We start from the raw sequence: 21,981 nt of genomic DNA, 5'->3' as shown, positions 1-21,981 counted from the left end.
TAAAGCTTGTCAGACTATACGTATCCATATAAACTACATATGCACCAGTTTTAATATAATTGAATGGGATTCGTATATATTTGGAGGTTTCCGCGTTGTCTAAAACGAGAAGATTTACGATACGCTCCAAAATTCTATTGGGCTATCTTGTGGTTGTGCTTTTATTTGGAGTTGTTCTGCTAGTGCTTACGGCCCAAATTAATGTGTTACAGAAGGAAAATGATTTTATCTCTCATCATGATCTGGAAGTACATAATCTGACCAACGCGATTGAAAAAAATGTCTTGAACATGGAGACAGGACAGCGTGGATTCATGATTACAGGCAATGAAAGTTACTTGGAGCCTTATTCCCAAGGCCTATCCCAGTGGAGTTCCAACTATGATCAGTTGAATGCTCTCATTAGTGACAATCCTTCGCAGCAGCAGAGTCTGCAAAGCATCAAAGCTCATATTACGAGATGGATCGAGATTGCTGGGGAGCCGTTGGTGGAGTTGAAAAAGCAAGGGGACCAAGCCAAAGTTGTTGCATTCTTTCAATCTGATCCGGGTAAAACAGAAATTGATCTACTGCGCTCTCAACTTACAACCTTCCGTAACACAGAGATCGCGCTGACCGAGGCGAGGGTTAGTGAACTTGCCAGACGCAGCTCCACGCTGTTGACGATTATGTATACGCTGTGGGGGATTATTGCAACGTTATCCATTGCAGCTGCGATTGTGATATCAGGAAATATCGTCAAAACGTTGCGAGATGTTATGCAAACCATCAGTGATATCTCCAAAGGTGGAAACCTGAAGCAGCGAATTCAGGTGCGGACACATGATGAAGTGGGGGACCTGGGTCACGAAACCAACAAATTACTGGATGAAGTACAGGAACAGAATCGGGTCAAGGACCAGATCACAGGCATTGCGACACTCTTACAGAACCCGACCAATCTGGAGGGATTGTCACGCTTGTTCCTGAGCGAGCTTGCCATGTTGTTTGAAGTTCCCTATAGCGTCTTATATTACTGGAAAGACAATCGACTGCTGCGCGTGGCTGCATATGCTGCGGATGGAGAGAAAGAACGTTCGCTCGGTAAAGTGTCGCTTGCCCCGGGTGAGGGGCTGGTAGGTCAAAGTGCTGTGGAGAAGCGAGTTTTACGTATGAATGATTTGCCACAGAACTATATTCGAATCTCTTCGGGTCTCGGATATACATCTGCCACATCACTTACCGTAGTACCGGTCCTCTTCGAAGGCAGAACGATTGCGGTCATTGAGCTTGCTTCAATGAAGCCATTGCAAGAGAATGATATGAGGCTGATGCAAGAACTGACGGACATTTTTGGTGTTTCTTTACACTCGACTGTCACTCGCATGGAATTACAGCAGTTATATGATGAGTCACAAGTTCTGAATGAAGAATTACAGGCACAATCGGAGAAACTTCAGTCTCAGACCGAAGAAATGCTGTCTCAAACTGAGGAACTACAAATGCAGACCGAAGAACTTCATATGCTTAATGAACGCTTGGAAATACAGAAGAGCGCTGCTGAGACATCAGCCGATGAACTTGCAGTTGTGGCAGATCAGTTACGAACAAGCTCGGGGTACAAATCCGAATTCTTGGCGAACATGTCCCATGAATTGCGGACACCGCTTAACAGCATGTTGATTTTGTCGGAAATATTGTCTGAAAATAAAAACCAACACTTGAATAGTGAAGAGCAGAACTATGCTTCGGTCATACACAAGTCTGGTAAGGACTTGCTGAATCTGATCAATGATATTCTGGATTTATCCAAGGTGGAAGCCGGACAGATGGAAGTGGATTTTGATGATGTCTATCTGGGTAGTCTACCTGAAGTCATGAACCAGTATTTCCTGAAAACAGCGGAACAGAAAAAAATAGATTTCCGGATTCAGCTCCAAAGTCCTTTACCGGAAACCATCGTGACGGATGAGATGAGATTGCACCAGATTCTCCGAAATCTGCTTTCGAACGCATTCAAGTTCACGAGTGAGGGTGAAGTTGCCTTAACCATCTCCAAAATGAGTCTGGCTCATCCTGAATTGAAAGACCAAGAGACCGACGTGATTGCTTTCTCCGTCAGTGATACAGGGATTGGCATTGCGGAAAACAAACTTCTGCAGATCTTTGATGCATTCAAACAGGCGGATGGGGCTACGGCACGTAAATATGGCGGAACGGGACTTGGGCTGTCGATCTCTCAATCGCTTGCGACTTTGCTGGGTGGTTCAATCTCGGCAACAAGTCGTGAAGGACATGGCAGTGTGTTCACGCTGTTCCTGCCACTGCGAAGAGATGAACCTGAGACTATGAATGCATCGCGGTTGTTCCTGAATGAGGTGGCTACCACTACACCTGAGGTCAATAAGCTTCCTACAATAACTTCCGAACAATCGGATGTTTTATTGACACCTCTGGAAGAAGCGTTGCTCAGCGGACGCCAAGTACTTGTCGTTGATGATGATATACGAAATGTATATGCGCTGGCTAACGCTCTTGAGCAATACGGTATGAATGTCATTTCAGCCCAGAACGGGTACGAGTGTCTGGAATTGTTGGAGCGTGGAGGCGTCAAGCCTGATATCATCATGATGGATATTATGATGCCGGAACTGGATGGTTATGAGACAACTCGCCAGATCCGTGAACGACTTGGTCTGACTCAGCTTCCGATTATTGCGCTGACAGCCAAGGCCATGAAAGAGGATCGGGAGAAATGTATTGCAGCAGGTGCTTCGGACTATCTCAGCAAACCACTGAATATCAAAGATGTATTATCCCGTATGAAATTATGGATGAATCACGAAACCATGGAAATCTGATCGTAGTTGAACTAAAAGTTATTTACACTGACACTACGATGATTGTCGAGGGACAAGAACATATTCCTAGTGAAGTCGCTAATTTAGCGGCTTTTTTTGTTTTATCGGTACAAGTTCTTGTCCCGATTGCCGAAAAGGACAAGAACATGAGCAGGATTACTGATTAGATAAACACCTAACTAAATTTCATGCAATTTCATTTAACAAATGTGTAGGAAAAATAAACTAATTGTCCAGTGAAAATATAGTATTTTCTTAGTGTTTAGGTTAAAGATAAGTCCCTGTTTAAGCACTACATGCTACACGCGTAGGTTCTTTAATAAATGATTGGAAATGGAATATAAAAAGGAGGACGTATCCCGCGAAGGCGCGGAGGGCAGTGCTTAGACTTTCATGAATAAAAGAGGTATCTGTAGTATTATATGTAATTATGGGTTATGAAATAAATGGATTATTTGAAAAGAAAATGGGGGAATCAAAATATGGAACGTAAAATTCAACTAATGGAAACCTACGTAAATATCGACTTTGGAAACTCACCCTTTTTAAAATTAGATAAAGGGTTGCAAATTCCATACTCTTCAATCGAGGGAATAACAACAGGTAGACCAATACCCAAAGCTTTTAAACTATATGGTGCTTTATTAGGAGAAAAGAGAAATGGGTTATTTAGATCAAATGGTGGTTTCAACTCCACTTTTTTGAAAATGAGCTTGAAACTCTTCATTTAGATTTGAATAGCTTGAAAGTTGGTATGTTCAAAATATCAAAGTTGATCATTGGTGTTGAAAATCCTGAAGAAATAAGTAAAAGCATTTCCGAAAGAGTGAAGTGATAATTTGTTGACGTGTCGAGGGACAAGAACATGATCAAGAGATAGTAATATCAACATTAAACGCCGTACACGATTACGAAAATCCGTAAGTAAGTTTAACAAGACAGCACTAGCCATTCATCAGATTCATGTCCTTTTGGCTAAACTCTACGGAGTTGAAGCGACAGTAAAGGTGTATGCCAATGTAAAAACTCCTAGCGCTGTTTTACTAGCAAAATTCAATCCATAAAGACAAAAGTTTATATATTACTCGAGATGAAGCCGAAAAAATCATCTTATCGATTCAGTCCGGAACGAGATGAACTTCGGCTATAACCGAGGAGTGGGCTACAGCTTCAATAGGCAGTGTTTGTTATAAACTCAGCAGTTCAAATTCCAACTTCCAGATTATTATAGATACAATATAATGTTCTTAGTTAGGTGAAAAAAGACTACTCTACAATATCAAAAAAACAAAAACGGAGGTCCTCATGTTTCTCTTATCTGCCATCCAAGGATGTACCTTAACAAGATGAGCGCGGTGGGTTTGAGAAGAAAATTATGCTTTTAACTGTCCAGTTGGTGAAATACCCCGACTTAACTATTGTTAGAAGTCGGAGCTTTTTGGAAGAAACCTTACTTGACCCGCATGGCATAGATTCAAGCAGCGGTTAGGTTTTTCGGCCAAGCGATCCCTGCCGTTCCTGCGGTTCGGTGTTCGTTAAACGGAGGGAGTCAGACGTATCAGGCGCAGGCTCTCATCTCGAATGTTCAAACTCGCGTTGACGGTCGCGGTCATGATGAACGCCGCAGCTGGTGCAGCCTTACTCTCGGATATGTAGTTCTCTCTTTCCAACCCGATGTCCGCAAACGGAGCAGATCTGGATGGGAAGGGGACCATCGTCCGACAGAGTTGTCTTTATTTGTTTAGTTGCCAAAATGCATTCTACTGTGCATTAAAGAGTCCTTCTAATAGAATATCTTGTAGTTCTAAAGTATTATCTAAAATAAAACCATTTACCTACATCTACAGATAGGATAAAATATACTAAATACCTATATTTGGAGGATCAGATGAAAAAGTTACTAGTCTCATTGCTTATTATGTCAACACTATTTTCTGGATCGGCCATGGCAGCTAGTAATACAACCACAAGTAACATTGAAATTACGAGCACAACAGAACAGAAAGCAAGCAATAAAGTCAAATCTAGTATTTTTAATTTATCAGATCAGCAACTTAAAAATGCAATTGCAATAGGCAAAAAAGGATATGATGCCGTAATTGATTTCAATAATAAGCAAAAATTAAAGATTTCAATTGATAAACTTGAAATATGGCAACCAGATGTCTGGGTATCTTCCCCATATTATAATATAGTTAGAGCCTCTTTTCTAAAGTTTAACGATTATGATACATATACATTAAAAGATGCAAAAGAGTTCTTAGCACTCTACAAAGGTTTGAATAGATTAGATTTCGAGCTACGTACGTATGGCAATAGTATTACTTTTACAAAGAATCTTAAGGTGGTATTGAAACAAGGGAGTAAAGTTTATCAACCAAAAGATATAAGAGGTAAGGACGATGTCTCAATGAGCGGATCATGGCCAGAAGCTCCAGCATATGTGTCAGTCTTACATGCAAGTTTTGATAATTCTAAAATCGATTTTAGCAAGCCAGCTGAGCTAGTTTATATGTATGCAGGTAAAGAAATGTCTGTAACCTATAAAGTAGATTTCACAAAGGTTAAATAAGTCCCCCTTCTGGGGGATTTTTTAATGAAAGTTCAAAAAAGACTACGATCTATGCAAATTACATACATAAGTAGATCAAGTTATCTTCTTAATCAATAGTAAATAAGAAGGGGGATATCTAATGGAACTGCTTGGGTTGTCACTATTAAAGTAAACAACCCGTCGTACGCATTAACCTTATCGATTTGTGGTTAGCGATATACATTATTATCCCTGGAGTTGGTATTGGATTGTAATTAAGGGGGGGAGAACGCAAAATAGTTCCATTAATAGGTATCTTTACCGCATCCAAAGGAGCATTTTACTTTTTCGGAGAAACATTTTTCTGAACTAGAGCTAGACAACAGGACGATCCATAACAGTCACCTTTTTGTTGATTAGTGTGAAATTCGGTACTATCTTAGTAGCACATGAGGGTGATGGTGTTTGCGGTCCAAGAGAGAATTTCAAGCGACCGGCGACACGATAAAGTTAAATGACATCGCCGCCGTGCGTACTTTTCCCGAGATAGGGGTTTGCACGTGGATTTGTTCGTATTTAGGTTTTATATAACTATGCATAGTAAAATACTGAACAATAAGTACATACGACATTTGAGGTAGTCAAGAAACTAGTTTTAACCGCAATAGCAGAAAGGATGTAAGGTTGATGGTTTCATGAACAGAAATGCACTAGAGTAATCGAATAGGAAGACTCTTTAACAAAGAGGACGATAATAGAATCTATATTTATCTTGGTTGCTAATTAGAAACCTAGATGATGAGTAAAGGAATGAAAGAGATGAACAAATGGACAATGAAGGAAACTTTGAAGGGAAAGACTTTACCCGTAATTATCCTAACGGTTATTTTGACCATTGCAATCAATAAATTGATCAATCGAGTAATGACTCAAGAGGTGATTTTTGAAGGAGGTTTATACACTTCTCATACAAATCATTTCTCACTTGGTATTTATGGTGTGATATTTGTAATCCCCGCTGGCTTTATCAGTATTTTAGTTGTAAAGCTACTTACGAATAAGTTTAAAAGGCAACCCATCTCCTTTGATGATGAAAAAAAATTCAAATGGCATAGTATGTATGGAACTGTATGTGGGTTTATTATTCTGTCTCTTCTACTTAACTTAACTAATACGTATGCATCTCAAGTGCTAGTATCTGATGTATGGGATGCTTTCATACATCTAGCTATTACATTCATTATTCCAATAGTCTTTGCTGTAATATCAGCAAAGTTGATCAATAAAGTTATGGTTCGTGTAACAAATACAAACGGAAGATTGATTGAAGAGATAGAGGCAGGAAAATATGATGGAGGAATTCTAAGACAGAAAGATAAAGCTAGAATGTTGAAGTTATTAAGAAAGGGAAGTGTATCTTCCTTGAAGGGAGGAATGTTGCGTCTTAAGGTCATTGATTTCTTATTTATGGTCGGTGGTACTATTGTATTCGCTCTGCTGTTTTTACTGGATAAGACTGTCTCAATGTTTGGGAATCCAAACCATAGTACCGGATGGAATATTGGGGAAAGTAATTTACACAAAGAGAAAGAACGATTAAAAAGTGAGGCATATGATACAGCTGAGGAAAAACGGAAACAGGCCAATTTTTCAAAAGAAAAGTTTGTAAAACAAGCTAATTATAATGTTAAGTATTCGCAATCAGAATGGAATCGAGCAGTTCGAGATGAAAGAGAATATCAAAGGGCCAAACGTGATGCAGATTCGTTATAGTTATGAGCACGTAATATTTCAAGCCTATATATGGTTAAACAGCATACATCCTGCCAGAACAACACTGATAGTTAATATATAATCTTGCGAGGTACATTATGAAAAATCATCATTTTGCAATATTTTCAAATACGTTTGAGGAATATGTGGCATTTATTAATGCAGGTGTATTTTAATAGTGTGAAACTTTTACGTACAATTATTTAAGGAGGGTATCTTCACATGAAACGTATGTCAATTTCTGAATTGAATGAAATTTTAGTAAAAGCAACACTCTCGGCCAGACAAGAGGCCAAAAGCAATGGTGTGCCCATTGTATATGAAGAAAATGAAAAAATGATCAAGGAATACCCGGATGGCAGAAAAACAGAGATTATATATGAAAAAAATGGTAACAAAAAGGAAATTGATTACCCCATGAGCTGAAATAAATGAGCTGATCATTGTTCAACTGTCGCGGAACAAGAACATTGTTCCATTAAAAGTCGCTATTGAGAAGGAACACCTGAAGATTATGAACTCAATTGGAGAAAAAATAGTACAATTCCGAGATGAAATACGCTGCCTTGCTTCTCTATACGAACGTTATTTGGGAAAATATAAAACGAATTGTGTATCTGAAGTTACTGATCCTAGAGTAGTTACCTATGGAGGAGTTTGCGTGGCTAAATAGAAAAACCTTCCAACCGTTGTGTGTGAATCATAGTAACTTATAAAACCTATGCCGATTACAGGAAAGTGCGCTGTAATTAGGTCATAGGTTTTATTTTTTTGCCATGTAAGCTTTATCAAGAAAAATGATGTTATAATACTTAACAACAAACGAGATTAAATGGATGAATATAGATTTAATTAGAAATGTAATCCAGAAATAATTCTGCTAAAACGAAAATAACATGATTATGTGTTATATATATGGGAGGTAGTGTCCATGCAACTTACGGTTAAAGAGGCTTTACAGGTATACCCGTTGTCCGAGGCCAAACTGGTTGCGGGTGGAGAAGGGACTTCACGGATGATGAAATCCGTTAACGTCATGGACGCTCCTGATATCGCGGATTGGATCAAATCCGGAGAAATGTTGTTCACCACTGCTTTTATTATGAAAGACAGTGAGACAGATGCACTACGTTTGATGCGGCGCTTGAACGAACGTGGCTGTGCAGGACTCGGCATCAAGCTGGGACGTTTCTGGCAGTCCATTCCCCAAGGCATTGTCGAGGAAGCGGATCGACTTCGTTTACCATTGCTTGAGCTTCCTTTTCAATTCACCTTCTCGGACCAGATGAATGCCTTGTTCAAGGCTGAACATGAACGCAGCAACCGATTGCTGCATGAAGTTGTGCAGAAGCAAAAGAAATTAATGCAGTTTGCACTGCAACAGCAGCCACACCGGAATGTCTTTGCCGAACTTGCCACGGTGTTGAACTATCCGCTTGCCGTCATTGGTTCACGTGGGCATGTGCTCTATGGCAGTGAGGGCATTGCAGGGGATGCTGTAACCCAGGGCTGGCCATGGAAATCCGTCATGCACCGAGTGAAATGGAATCAGGGAAGTTGTCATCGCGTACCGATCAAACAGAATGATGAAGAATACGGATCATTGCTGGTGTTTACCGATTCAGCCTTATCGCTTCGGGCAGAGGAGGAGCTGTTCCAACAGGCTGCCGATGTATTGGCATTTTATATGGATATGACTTATCGCGAGCATATTAATCCGACCGTTCAAGATGAGATGCGTACGCTGCTTTCACAGTATTTGGATAACAAAATGACTATTCAGGAATTGACCACCTTGAGTGAAAACAAAGGTGTACATCTGTTCCAGGGAACGTATCAGTGCGTACTGATCACGCTTGAGCCGACTCTCTTTGCCGAGGGAAAGCTGCTTAAACAGATTCATCGTGAATTACAATACAATCCGCTGATGCAATTCACGGCCTCACAGCATTTTCAGATTGAAGATGGCATTCTGTCCATCTATACCTGTCCAACAGGGAGAGACTATGGAGAGGAACTGTCAGGTTTTCTGTTGAACCGGTTCGGTGATGTGCTGGCAGCACAAGAAGCAAAAGGCGCACCGGCTCCGCGTTTCTGGATCAGCAAAATGAAACACGAACCCAAATCGCTCCGTGAAGCGTATCAGGAATGTCTGGATACCCGACAACTGGCTCGTCGATTCGGCATGAAAGACCGTGCGTTGCAATTTGAAATGCTCGAATTTGCCTATGTGTTCCAACATGTACCGGATAACATCATGGAGAATTACTGCAATAAAGTACTTGAACCGTTACTTGCCAGGGATGGTGATCCCAATCAGGTATTGATGAATACATTGGAGTCCTTTATCGAGAATGATGGACTGATCAATGAAGCTGCCAAGCAGCTGTTTGTGCATCGTAACACAGTCACTTATCGTATGGAGAAAGTCGGCAGCTTGCTGCAAATGGACTTTAAGAAAACAAATGATCTGCTGAAATTAAAGCTGGTATTCACCTTCCGCAAGTTTGTGCGGGACAAAGCAGCTGCAAGACCGCACAATGTGCAACTCTAAACCGCGCATTGTGCAAGATGACAATGCTACTGGGTCTCAGACCCATGAACCGCATTCCCTTGATGGAATGCGGTTTTTTCATGTTTAAGGACAATAAAAGCTGAACTTCCCGTGCATAGCAAACAAATCACAACTCTGATGTTATGTTATATTACAAAATTGCGTAAATATTGTTGTCGCGACATTGAACGACACTTAGAATGAAGAACAATAATCCATAACAGACCGGAGGTTCTAACATGAGTGACTTAATTAAACTTGTTAACAACTGGTCTATCACGCAGTTTGTGCATACGTTTGGCGGCTTATTTGAGGAGTCACCATGGGTGGCTGAACGTTCCGGGCTTTTACGACCTTTTGATTCATTTGAACAGATGATGAACGTGATGAAGAACATGGTTCAGGCATCGGATGACCAGGTGAAGTTGCAACTGCTTCGAAATCACCCGGATCTTGGAGCGCGAATCAGCATGAGCAGCAATTCCGTTCAGGAACAAGCTGGAGCAGGGCTTGATTCACTTTCACAAGAGCAGTACAACGAACTTCAACAATTAAACAAAGCATATACAAGCCAATTCGGCTTTCCATTCATACTGGCTGTAAAAGGCCATACCGCAAGCTCCATCCTCGAATCCATGAGGCAACGTCATCGCCGAGGAAGGGAAGAGGAATTCGAGACTGCATTGAAGGAAGTATTCAAGATTGCAGGCATACGTTTGGAGCAATGGCTTGTACAGATCGGTCATGAACATGAGTTCGTCAGCAAGCCAGCCGCAGTGCAGCAGCGGACCATGTATTACGGCAAAGGGGATGTGTGGATGTACCGTTCCTACGCCAAACCGTTGACGGGCATACAGTCCATTCCGGAATCGCCGTTCATGGGACGCAGCAATATTCTGTTTGGATTAAACATTAAGGTCGCTGTGCAGGGTGATGAATTCTTGCCTTCTTTTGCAGAAGGGGATAATTCGCTGGTGGTCGCAACCGATTCAATGAAAAATTTCATTCTCAAACATGCAGCGGATTATACAAGGGCAACGGTGGAAGGATTTCTTGCGCTGGTAAGCCGTCGTTTCCTGGAGACGTATCCGCAGATGAGCAAGGTTCAGATGACAGCGGACCAGATACCTTTTGAAGATATACCGATTGGGTTGGAAGGGAGTTATCGACCGAGTGCGCTTGTATTTCGTTATTCGCAGAATGATCGTGCGACAGCTGCCGTGGAAGCAGAACGAACAGGAGACTCGATTGAACTCAGCAACCATTTCAGTGGTGTAGCCGATCTGAGACTGATCAAGGTCAAAGGCAGTGAATTTGCCGGATTTATGCAGGATGAATATACCACTCTTCCAGAGACATGGGATCGACCGTTATTTATTTTCCTGAACATCAATTGGCGTTATGAAGATCCGAGAGATGGCATAGATGATCAGCGTGGACGGTATGTAGCGGCGGAACAGGTCAGAGACTTGGCTGCGGCGGTATTTCATGAGTGTCGATCCGCTTCCATTCAACATCTGATCTACCAGATTGGACGCAGGTTGTTAAGTCGATTTGAGCAACTGAGTGAGGTTTCATTTGAGTCCAACAATCGGACTTGGGAAACAGTGCTGGAGGAAGTGAAAGAGGGGGAAGGCAAAGTATTTACCGAACCGAGACCACCTTACGGATTCCAGGGTTTCTCGATGACAAGGGATGATCTGGGAACAGACGGCCGTGACGCCGGGAAAGCAGGTGACGTCTAATGTCGATGTCTGATGGCCGAATTACAACACATGTGCTGGATACCTCCAAAGGTGTGCCTGCTGCGGGTGTTCGGATCGAACTGTATACCCTGAAGAGGGATGGAGAACAGGAAAACAAGACAAAAGTAGCTGAGTCGGTGACCAATGCGGATGGGCGTTTGGATGCACCGCTGCTGGATGGAGGCAAGTTGGAGCCAGCGATATATGAGCTTCAATTCCATGTCGAGAGTTATTACGCACATCGTTCATTGGAGGAGCTGGGGCAGGCATTATGGACAATTGTTCCGATTCGTTTTGCCGTATCTGATGCCTCAAGCCATTACCATATTCCATTATTGATTGCTCCAGGAGGTTACAGTACATACCGGGGAAGCTGAGAATTCACGCATCCGGTTCGGATTCAGGGGGAGGGTCATCCACATGACAACATTTGATACTATCATCCGGGGGGCCCGGGTGGTGCTGAGAGATCGGGTAGAGCAACTGGATATTGGCATTACGGGTGAGAAAATAACGGAACTGTCCAAGCGGCTGACTGCTGGTGAAGCGACTTGGATCATAGAAGCTGAGGGGCTTACAGTGATGCCTGGTGTTGTGGACATTCATGTGCACTTCAATGAACCTGGACTCGCCAGTTGGGAGGGATTCCGATCGGGTTCGGCAGCACTTGCCGCAGGGGGAATCACAACCTATGTCGATATGCCGCTTAACGGCGTACCGCCAACCACAAGGCCGGAAGTATGGGAGATGAAAAAGAAAGCAGCTGCCGACCAATCCTATGTTGATTATGCCTTCTGGGGAGGTTTGGTTCCCGGCAACCGGGATGAACTTGCTCCACTGGCACGGCTGGGGGCTGCGGGATTCAAGGCATTTATGTCCGAGCCGGGTGGAGATGGGGAAGACATCTTTGCCAGAGCTGATGACCATACCCTGCTGGACGGGATGAAAGAACTTGCAACATTAAACCGTGTGCTGGCACTTCATGCAGAGGACGAAGGCATCGTTGCCGAACTTGCTACGAGAAGCATCGCAGAGGGAAAGACGGAACCGATGGATTATATCCGGTCTCGTCCTGTGGAAGCTGAAGTCGTCGCTGTTGCCCGAGCGTTGAAATACGGCGAACAGACCGGGTGTGCGCTGCATTTTGTGCATATCAGCACCCGGGAAGCGCTGGATCTGATTGCAGCAGCCAAACGGCGTGGGCAAAACGTAACTTCAGAGACATGTCCTCATTATCTGACGCTGACCGAGAAGGATGTGGTCCGATTGGGTGCTGTAGCAAAATGCGCTCCACCTCTGCGCAGCTCTTCCGAACAGGAGCAGTTATGGGATGCACTGACTTCAGGATTGATTGATGTTATCGCCTCAGACCATTCTCCTTGCCCACCATCCATGAAACAATCGGATAACTTCTTTGAAATCTGGGGCGGCATATCCGGGGCACAAAGCACACTGCTAATCATGCTGGAGGAAGGACATCTTCAGCGAAATATCGACCTTCCGTTGCTCGGAAGAGTGCTCTCTCTGCAGCCTGCCAGAAGGCTTGGTCTGGAGAATAAAGGGGAGATTGCAATTGGCATGGATGCAGATCTGGTTCTGATTGACTGGGGTAAGAGCGCGACCCTGAACACGGAAGATCTGCTCTACACGCATAAACAGAGCCCTTATGTGGGACGTACCTTTAAGTGTCAGATTGCAGATGTATTTTGCCGTGGTCAGCGCGTCTACAACTCGGAATCCGGGTTATCTCCTGTGCCTGTCGGGCAACACATTGCGGCTTATTCTTCTATTCCCATCGAAGCGGGAACGGAGGAGACGCCATGACGGAGTCTGGAGTATACCGGTCATCCGGTACCAATAACGCACAGCTTCCTTTGCTAAATGTGGAACAGGTGGAGCTGCAAGCCATGCTTGACTGGCTGTCGACATATGGTGCGGATGCACAGGGCGGCGTCACACGACTGTTGTATGACTCGTCTTGGTGTGAAGCACAGCATGCCCTCGCAGCCAAGATGCAGGAGAAAGGACTTTCTCCCGAGTTCGACCAGTCCGGTAATCTGTATGGCACACTGAAGGGCGAGGGTGAGGGATCAGCGAATGGTGCTGAAGAATTACCGATCGTGACCGGATCACATATGGATACTGTGGTGTATGGTGGCAAATATGATGGTGCTTACGGTGTGGTGGGGGGTGTCCTTGCTTTGGAGTATTTGCAGAAGCATTTTGGAGCACCGAAGCGCACACTTCAAGTGGTATCGTTATGCGAAGAAGAGGGAAGTCGATTCCCTTTTGCATATTGGGGTTCACGCAGTATAACAGGAATAACGTCTCTGCAAGATGTAGAGCATCTGAAGGATCAAGACGGCGTTACCTTTGCACAAGCGATCCGCGATGCGGGCTTTGGACCCGATAGTGCATATAGACCGGCCGCGAAAAATTACGGTGCCTTTATTGAGCTTCATATTGAGCAAGGTCAGGTTCTGGAACGTCTTGGACATTCGATTGGAGTCGTATCCGATATTGTAGGTCAGAAGCGGTTCAGTATTACGGTAAGCGGGGAAGCGAATCATGCGGGAACAACGCCGATGTCCTGGCGCAAAGATGCACTTGCTGGAGCAGCTGAGATGATTGCTGCAGTAAGGGATATCGCATTGAAAGCGGGAGAACCGCTGGTAGCCACGGTTGGGCGAATCACAGCCGATCCGGGTGTGGGGAATGTGGTTGCAGCACGGGCGGTGTTTACACTGGATATCCGGCATATTCGGCAGGAAAGTATTGATCGCTGCTGGCAGGATATGCTCCAGGCTTTTAGTCGGATTGCAGCCGAGCATCAGCTTGGACTTGACTGGGAAGAACATCTCTCGGTGACGCCCATTCCTATGAATGTAGAGATGATCTCAGACATCCAAGATACCTGTGAGCAGGAGCAGTTGTCCTATTGGCTAATGCCAAGCGGAGCGGGACATGATTCGCAGATTTTTCAGCCGGTTTGTCCGACAGCCATGATTTTTGTGCCGAGTCAGGACGGTATCAGTCATAATCCACTTGAATATACAGCTGAAGCAGACCTGATGCACGGTTTTCGGGTTCTGGTCCGGCTACTCTATAAATACGGTTACGGGAGTTGAATGCAGATGTCCAGCTATAAAGAGTTATCTCCGTCCTTGCGGACCATTATGACCCCGGGACCGGTTGAGGTTGATCCACGCGTACTCAGAGCGTTATCCTTTCCGATCCTCGGGCAGTTTGACCCGGAGTTCACGTCCTTGATGAACGAGACGATGGCGATGCTGCGTGAGTTATATATGACAGATAACGAGTGGTGTTATCCAGTCGATGGCACATCGCGTTCAGGCATTGAAGCTGTGTTGGTCAGTCTGATCCAGCCCAGTGACAAAGTTCTCGTCCCGATCTACGGACGATTCGGACATCTGCTGGTTGAAATCTCGGAACGCTGTGGTGCAGAGGTTGTTTTTTTTGAAACGGAATGGGGAACGGTATTTGATCCGGAAGAAGTGATCAAGGCGATTCATACCCATAAACCGAGTCTGGTTGCGATGGTTCACGGTGAGACTTCCACCGGTCAGATGCAGCCCCTTGCCGAGATTGGCAAAGCCTGTCGCGACCTTGATATTTTACTCGTTGTGGATGCTGTAGCAACCATTGGCGGGACGCCGGTGGAGACGGATGCCTGGTATCTGGATGCGGTGATGGGCGGAACGCAAAAATGCCTGTCCGTTCCTTCAGGAATGGCACCTCTCACGTACAACAGTCGTGTGGAACAGAAACTGATGAGCCGCAAAACCGTTGAACGCGGACTCCGAGACGCAACCAGTGCGCGGGCAGAAGGCCGCACCATTGCCAGCAATTATTTTGACCTGAGCCAATTGCAGGATTACTGGAGTTCGGCCCGGCTGAACCACCATACAGAAGCCACCTCCATGCTCTACGGTCTTCACGAAGGTTTGCGTATTCTGCTGCAAGAAGGATTGGAGGCCAGGTTCCAGAGACATCTGGTGAATGAACGTGCGTTGGTCGCTGGAATACAGGGAATGGGACTGCAACTGTACGGGGATATGTCCAGTAAACTTCCGGTGGTCACCTGTATTACTATTCCGGAAGGGATTGATGGTGAGTCGGTGCGCAGCATGTTGCTAAACGATTTCAGCATTGAGATTGCCAGTTCATTTGGCCCGTTGAAAGGGCAAATCTGGCGGATCGGTACAATGGGATTCAGCTGCCAACGCAAGAATGTACTTCATGTGCTGGGAGCGCTGGAAGCTGTTCTTCTCCGTCATCGTTACGTATTACCAGCCGGTGAAGCAGTGCAGGCGGCATTGGATGTGTATGCAGGGAAGGAGGGCGCTTTATGTTAAATCAGATGCCAATCTCCAGAGAGGTCATGGTTACTACTCCTCATTATCTGGCGAGTGCAGTGGGAAGCTCCATCCTCCAGCAGGGCGGGAATGCTTATGACGCTGCTGTTGCGGTCAGTGCAGCGCTGGGTGTGGTATATCCGCATATGACCGGACTTGGCGGGGATGCCTTCTTCCTGATTCATGATGGAGCCAGCGGTGAGATTACCGCCTATAACGGAAGTGGCCGCTCAGCCGCGGGCATTCATGCGGAAACGTTCAAAGCGATGGGTATGAGTGCTATTCCTCAGCGCGGTGTACTTAGTGCCATCACGGTTCCGGGAATGGTCGATGCCTGGTGGGAAGTTTGGTCCCGGTACGGTAAGTTACCGTGGGAGCAACTGCTTGAACCTGCTGCGCAGTATGCAGAAAAAGGATGCCCTGTATCCCGGAATCTCCGACTGTGGATGGAAAGGGATGAAGATTTCATCATGGGGCATACACCGCTGCGAGCGGTATTTGCGCCTTTGGGTACACTTTTGCAGGAAGGTGAGCTGCTGATCCAGCCTGATCTTGCTGCCTCCATTCGTCTGATTCAGACGGAAGGGCGAGATACTTTTTATACAGGAGAACTTGCGGATCGTCTGACTTCGGCTATTCGTGAGGATGGGGGCATGCTTGCACCAGCGGACTTTGCAGGGCATCGTGGAGAGTGGGTGAAACCGGTCAGTACGGGGTATCGTGGCTATGAAGTTTATCAGATGCCGCCAAACTCGCAGGGATTCTCGATGCTGATGATGTTAAATATGCTGGAGCATACGGATCTGTCCTCTGTAGCACGTACCTCACCGGAATTTTATCATCTGATGGCGGAAGTGGTAAAAAAGGCGTTTCGTGATCGTGACCAATATCTGACGGACCCGGATTTCAGAGACATTCCGCTGGAACATCTGTTATCCAAGGATTACGGAGACCAATTGTGGAATGAGATTCAGTCTGCTCCACCTGTGGCACAGCCGTTTTTGTCCAAAACGATAGGTCAGGACACGGCGTATGCAGCGGTTGTTGATAGCGAAGGCAATGCCGTTTCCTTCATTCAAAGCCTGTATTTTGACTTCGGTGCAGCCTATGTCCCAGGGGATACGGGGGTTATCATGCAGAACCGGGGGTCGTTTTTCTCCTTAGACCCGAGGGATGCCAACGTTCTGGAACCCAACAAACGCTCATTCCACACGCTCATGCCGGGCCTTGTTACACGAGATGGCAAACCATATATGCTCGTGGGTACACAGGGGGGAGAAGGCCAGCCGCAGACACAATTATCGGTACTTACCGGAGTGCTTGATTACGGGCTGAACATTCAGGAAGCAATCAGCTTGCCGCGTTGGGTGTACGGACGTACCTGGGGCGAAGAAGGCGATACGATGCGTGTGGAGAACCGATATCATGATGATGTATGTGCAACCCTTGCCCAGTGGGGACATAACGTTGAAGCGAGAGCACCTTGGGACGGTATTATGGGACAGTCGCAAGGCATTGTCATTCGTGAGGACGGCATGATTAGTGGCGCGGCAGACCCCAGAGGCGATGGTATAGCTATTGGATGGTAACAGCTACATGAACAGTTGTAATTTCAACTGGATAACTACACGATAACAGCGAGTTGAACGATATAGACAGACACAGATAGGGGAGATTGGCATGGGAACGATCCTGCTGAAAGGCGCACAGCTTGTGACGATGAATGCAGAGGAAGAAGTGTTCATTGGAGATCTATTGATCGAGGATAACAAAATCAAGGAGATTGCAACGCATATCGATGTTCAGGCTGACCAGGTCATTGATGTTCGCGGCAAAGTGCTGCTACCGGGCTTCATCCAGACGCATATTCATCTGTGTCAAACCTTGTTCCGTGGACGTGCGGACGATCTGGAACTGATGGATTGGCTCCGTCAACGGATCTGGCCGCTGGAAGCAGCGCATGATGAGGAGTCCGTGTATTATTCAGCAATGCTCGGACTTGGCGAATTGATCTCCAGCGGAACCACGACGATTCTGGATATGGAGACGGTACATCACACGGACTCGGCGTTTCAGGCGATGGCACAGAGCGGCATCCGGGTCATCTCCGGCAAGGTGATGATGGATCATGGAGACGAGGTTCCGGAACCTCTGCGTGAGAATACAGCAACTTCGCTGCAACAGAGTGTGGATCTGCTGGAGAAATGGAACGGGTTTGGCGGAGGTCGCATTCAATATGCGTTCTGTCCACGCTTTGTTGTATCGTGTACCGAAGAATTGCTGATAGAGGTCCGCGACCTGTCCAATAAATATCATGTCAAAGTCCACACCCATGCCTCCGAGAATCGCGGAGAGATCGAACTGGTAGAACACGAACGCGGAATGCGTAACATCGTATACCTCGATCATATTGGTCTGGCTACCCCAAGATTGGTGCTGGCCCACTGTGTATGGCTGAGTGAGGAAGAGAAAGAGATCATCCGCAAGCGCGGAGTCAAAGTCACTCACTGTCCTGGATCGAATATGAAGCTTTCCTCCGGAGTAGCGGATATTCCGGATCTGCTGAATCGTCAGATCGCGGTTGGGATCGGGGCTGATGGTGCGGCGTGTAACAACAATCTGGATATGTTTCAGGAGATGCGCCTCACAGCGCTGATGCAGAAGATTCCTCATGGTCCAACGGTGATGGATGCCCGGACCGTATTGCGCATGGCTACCATGGGTGGTGCGGAGGTGCTCGGCTTGTCGAAGGAAATTGGCAGTCTCGAAGTGGGCAAAAAGGCAGATATGTTACTGCTGGATCTGGATGATTTTCACACGTACCCTTCTTATGAGACGGATGTCTATTCACGCGTGGTCTATTCCGCAACACGTAGTTGTGTGGACACCGTAATTATCGATGGCAGCATTGTACTAAAGAATCGCAAGATTCAGACAATTGATCGTGGTATTGTGCTGCGTGAGTCGGATAAAAGCATTGCGAGATTGATGAAGCGCATCTGATCGAAGGAAACGTATGCAATTCAGAAAGGATGGAGACCGATATGGAAATGCATGATCTGTGTGCAATCTCAGCCCGTGAAATGCGCTGTGTACTCGCAACAGCGATCAAGGTAGAGGGTCATGCTTACCGTAAGCAGGGAGTCTCTATGCTGTTGACCGAGGAAGGCCAAATGGTTGGCAGTATCAGTCCGGGATGCCTGGAGAGTGATCTTCAGGCCCGGGTGAGCCATGTGCTGGATACAAACCAGATGGAGTTCGTGGAATACGACATGCGTCCCGAGGATGATCTGTCCTGGGGGGAGACAATTGGCTGCGGCGGGCTCGTTGTTGTGCTGCTTGAACCTGTGTGTGGTGAACTCCGATCTACGTTGCAGAAGATGCATGAGTGTTTGCAATCCGGCGCTGCAACAACGTTAATCCGAACATTCCATGATGATTACACAAGGGTTCAATATGGCTGGAAACGAGTTGAGCCTACGGAAAAGGGGCATCCGGTCTTGCGTCCTTCGCTCGTCCCTCCTCATGATCGCGTAGCGAATCATAATCGATCGCCATTGCAGGTTGATATGCAGCACAGCAGTGGAAATACCAAGTATGAACATACAACATCAACACAACATTCTCCCGACATACCTCGCCTTACGCTTGTGCCTGAAGTGATACCTGCTACGTCAAACGGATCTCACTCTTCCCATCTATCCGTTAATTCACAACATATCTCTGAGGCGGACGCTGAAATAGCGACCAACAACACGGTTTCAACGAATCCCTGGGACCTCCCGCTGCAACTCACTTCACTGTACACACCTACACCTCGGTTGATAATCATCGGAGCCGGGAATGATGTTATTCCTGTTGCCAGACTCGCCCGATCCGCAGGATTCCGTGTTGTCGTAGCCGATTGGCGAGAGTCCTTATGCACCTCGGAACGATTCCCTGAAGCTGAACTCGTATTGGGTTTCCCGCGTGAGATCATGCCTCTGTTAAAGGTAACCAAAGGGGATTATTTGATATTGATGAGTCACAATTTCCCCCGCGAACGTGAACTGTTGGAGATGTTAGTGGACTGTGAGTATGCGTATCTTGGGATCATGGGTTCCAAAACACGAACAGCCCGTCTGCTGGATGGTTTACCACCGTTGAAATATGTACATTCTCCCGTTGGTTTGAGCATCGGGGCGGACGGTCCCGAACAGATCGCCATCAGCATTGCAGCGGAATTGATCGCATGTAAACATAAGGTTTCTTCCTTGAGTTCCGAGGTGGGGCAGAAGGGAAGCGTTGCACATGCGAATGACGGGCATAGTTCTGGCAGCAGGTAAGAGTTGTCGCCTTGGTCGGGATAAACTCTCGGTTGTCATGCCAGACGGGAGGTCACTGGCTGCATGGTCACTGGAAGCTGCGCTGAATTCGGAGCTGGATCAAGTGGTCTGTGTGGTCAAACCGGAAGATTCGTTGGCATGGCTGCCTGTAAAATGGATTGATTCTGCCACTTATGCCTATCATCCCACAGCGAGACTTCGAATTGTTGTCTGTGCAGACTATGCCTGCGGCATGGCGAATTCTCTTCATTCTGGCGTGTTGTCGGCCATGGAGTACAAACCGGAGGGCATTCTCATGTTGCTGGGTGATCAGCCTCTATTAAAAGCGAAGGATATTAATCGGGTGACTACAGCACTGGCGACTCACAAATTGTGTGACTATGTGGCAGCTACCGACGGTGAGGGTGGCAAGCCGCCCGTTGCTTTTCGCTCCCATATGTTCGGTCCTCTGTTGTCTCTGCATGGAGATGAGGGGGCACGCAAGATTATGCGCAGCGCTAATTATTCAGGAGTACATGTACCACTGTCTGAGACGAGTTTCTGGGACGCGGATACAGAACCGGAATTGGAACGCATTTTGAATCATGTATATGAATCGGGGCAGGCAGACTATATAACAGGAGAAGATTAATGACTATGTATAATTTAATTACATGATGAGGTCAGCCAGGCAGTCTGGTTGGCCTGTTTGTCTTTTTTTCACGTGTGGTGAAAGAAACTTCATGTTAGCTTTTGATAGATCATAATGCATCAAGCACAAATAGAACACAGGTTTTATACATTTATCCAAAACGATGTGAAGGTAATTGACGTTGCTGCTTAACTCTCATATGATTTGAAGAATTATCTGGATCAGACGGTTGAATGTCCTGCCCATGGAAGAGAGAGAAAGGGGATGCGGCGATGGTAACACCGGCATACGGTTCTGGAGCATTGCCATCGGTATGGCAGCCTGAGAACCTGCAAGAACTCCAAACGTTAAGAAGTAGACTCAAGGGGATATGTTGTTTCACGGCAGGCGGAACATTGCTGCGAACCCAGTGGGAAGGAGGCTTGATTCCTGCACCTGAACACATGATAAGCCTGGCTCGTGTTCCTGAAATGAGAGGGATATCTAATCGTGGAGATGAGATCGTCATTGGCGCAATGACCCGATTAAAGGAATGTGCTTCACAAGGGTTGCTGTATCAACTGCCGATCCTGCAAGAAGCGGTGAATGGAATTGCTGCCCCTTCCATTCGTAATGTGGCAACCATTGGCGGGAATATTGTGTCCGGAGTAGGGGATACACTGACTGCTTTGCTTGTATATGATGCGGAGCTGCACTGGTTGACGGATAGCGGAATTGAAATCCGCAGTGTGTCTTCCTGGCTTCAGGGTGGACCGGATGGCAGGCGTAACCCAGGGGACGTATTAATCTCGATTCATATCCCGATGAGACCGTCCTCTCTGCTTGATGTGGACAGTGGGCACAAGCCTGCTGCACGAGAAGTTTCCTTTTACCGCAAGTTGGGTCGACGGGAGACGTTCAGTGCATCGCTGGTGACGGTTGCGTTATACGGTGAAATTGATTCGGATCATCGCTGGACTAAGATTGCGATTGCTGCAGGCGGGGGCTCAGGCATGGCAATGAGACTTCTGGAGTCAGAACAACAGCTTCTTAACAGCGAAGCTTCTGTCATGCAAGCGGCGACTCTTACAACAGCTGTGACTGACGAATTTACGACTTATGGCGATGCATTTGCAACGGAACATTATCGTAAACAGACCGCAGGCAACCTGCTGGGCGCCGGGCTATGGGAGGCACTTCACGTATAGATAAAAGGGATCAAGCA

At 46.2% G+C, this 21,981-nt stretch carries 17 protein-coding genes; 16 read left to right on the top strand and 1 reads right to left on the bottom strand.

Annotated elements, in window-relative coordinates; all coding sequences use genetic code 11:
• The first annotated feature begins 95 nt into the window (after positions 1-95).
• On the top strand, positions 96-2,840 hold the full coding sequence (locus tag MHB85_RS17195) for a CHASE3 domain-containing protein (protein WP_244660847.1): 2,745 nt from the start codon (positions 96-98) through the stop codon (positions 2,838-2,840).
• 482 nt (positions 2,841-3,322) lie between these two features.
• Positions 3,323-3,571, top strand: a complete 249-nt coding sequence (locus MHB85_RS17190; protein WP_192131149.1) for a hypothetical protein — start codon at positions 3,323-3,325, stop codon at positions 3,569-3,571.
• A gap of 804 nt (positions 3,572-4,375) precedes the next feature.
• Here the strand turns inward: MHB85_RS17190 and MHB85_RS17185 are convergent.
• Positions 4,376-4,555: a hypothetical protein gene (locus MHB85_RS17185; RefSeq protein ID WP_192131151.1), complete on the bottom strand. Its 180-nt coding sequence runs from the start codon at positions 4,553-4,555 to the stop codon at positions 4,376-4,378.
• Positions 4,556-4,728: 173 nt separating this feature from the next.
• On the opposite strand from MHB85_RS17185, the gene MHB85_RS17180 reads away from it, so the two are divergent.
• The 14 genes from MHB85_RS17180 (at position 4,729) to MHB85_RS17115 (ending at position 21,964) form a co-directional block, all read left to right on the top strand.
• Positions 4,729-5,412, top strand: coding sequence for a hypothetical protein (locus MHB85_RS17180; RefSeq protein WP_091019534.1), 684 nt, complete (start codon positions 4,729-4,731; stop codon positions 5,410-5,412).
• A 780-nt stretch (positions 5,413-6,192) separates the two neighbouring features.
• On the top strand, positions 6,193-7,146 hold the full coding sequence (locus MHB85_RS17175; protein ID WP_143786567.1) for a hypothetical protein: 954 nt from the start codon (positions 6,193-6,195) through the stop codon (positions 7,144-7,146).
• A gap of 222 nt (positions 7,147-7,368) precedes the next feature.
• Positions 7,369-7,572 (top strand): hypothetical protein, encoded by a 204-nt coding sequence (locus MHB85_RS17170; RefSeq protein WP_341073306.1) that lies wholly within the window; start codon positions 7,369-7,371, stop codon positions 7,570-7,572.
• A 505-nt stretch (positions 7,573-8,077) separates the two neighbouring features.
• Positions 8,078-9,700 (top strand): PucR family transcriptional regulator, encoded by a 1,623-nt coding sequence (locus MHB85_RS17165; RefSeq protein WP_091019529.1) that lies wholly within the window; start codon positions 8,078-8,080, stop codon positions 9,698-9,700.
• A 239-nt stretch (positions 9,701-9,939) separates the two neighbouring features.
• Complete coding sequence (gene pucL / locus MHB85_RS17160; RefSeq protein WP_341073305.1) at positions 9,940-11,445, top strand: factor-independent urate hydroxylase; 1,506 nt, start codon at positions 9,940-9,942, stop codon at positions 11,443-11,445.
• Positions 11,445-11,822 (top strand): hydroxyisourate hydrolase, encoded by a 378-nt coding sequence (gene uraH, locus MHB85_RS17155; protein ID WP_091019526.1) that lies wholly within the window; start codon positions 11,445-11,447, stop codon positions 11,820-11,822. The genes pucL and uraH overlap by 1 nt, the downstream gene beginning before the upstream one ends.
• Positions 11,823-11,865: 43 nt before the next feature.
• Positions 11,866-13,269: an allantoinase AllB gene (gene allB, locus MHB85_RS17150; RefSeq protein WP_341073304.1), complete on the top strand. Its 1,404-nt coding sequence runs from the start codon at positions 11,866-11,868 to the stop codon at positions 13,267-13,269.
• Complete coding sequence (locus MHB85_RS17145; RefSeq protein WP_341073303.1) at positions 13,266-14,573, top strand: Zn-dependent hydrolase; 1,308 nt, start codon at positions 13,266-13,268, stop codon at positions 14,571-14,573. The genes allB and MHB85_RS17145 overlap by 4 nt, the downstream gene beginning before the upstream one ends.
• Positions 14,574-14,579: 6 nt before the next feature.
• Positions 14,580-15,821: a pyridoxal-phosphate-dependent aminotransferase family protein gene (locus MHB85_RS17140; RefSeq protein WP_341073301.1), complete on the top strand. Its 1,242-nt coding sequence runs from the start codon at positions 14,580-14,582 to the stop codon at positions 15,819-15,821.
• Positions 15,815-17,410: a gamma-glutamyltransferase gene (ggt, locus tag MHB85_RS17135; RefSeq protein WP_105599066.1), complete on the top strand. Its 1,596-nt coding sequence runs from the start codon at positions 15,815-15,817 to the stop codon at positions 17,408-17,410. Before MHB85_RS17140 ends, ggt begins: the two co-directional genes overlap by 7 nt.
• A 91-nt stretch (positions 17,411-17,501) precedes the next feature.
• Complete coding sequence (locus tag MHB85_RS17130) at positions 17,502-18,824, top strand: 5'-deoxyadenosine deaminase (protein WP_341073299.1); 1,323 nt, start codon at positions 17,502-17,504, stop codon at positions 18,822-18,824.
• 41 nt (positions 18,825-18,865) lie between these two features.
• Entirely contained in the window at positions 18,866-20,146 is a 1,281-nt protein-coding gene (locus MHB85_RS17125; RefSeq protein WP_341073298.1) for an XdhC family protein, read from the top strand.
• Positions 20,118-20,777, top strand: coding sequence for a nucleotidyltransferase family protein (locus MHB85_RS17120; RefSeq protein WP_181155450.1), 660 nt, complete (start codon positions 20,118-20,120; stop codon positions 20,775-20,777). Before MHB85_RS17125 ends, MHB85_RS17120 begins: the two co-directional genes overlap by 29 nt.
• A 272-nt stretch (positions 20,778-21,049) precedes the next feature.
• Positions 21,050-21,964, top strand: coding sequence for an FAD binding domain-containing protein (locus tag MHB85_RS17115; RefSeq protein ID WP_181155449.1), 915 nt, complete (start codon positions 21,050-21,052; stop codon positions 21,962-21,964).
• The last annotated feature ends 17 nt before the right edge of the window (positions 21,965-21,981 follow it).

The organism is Paenibacillus sp. FSL K6-4396 (assembly GCF_038002525.1).
Classification (GTDB): Bacteria; Bacillota; Bacilli; order Paenibacillales; family Paenibacillaceae; genus Paenibacillus; species Paenibacillus amylolyticus_B.
The sequence above is the reverse complement of the archived record's forward strand: the minus strand, read 5'-3'. Positions and strand labels throughout refer to the sequence as shown.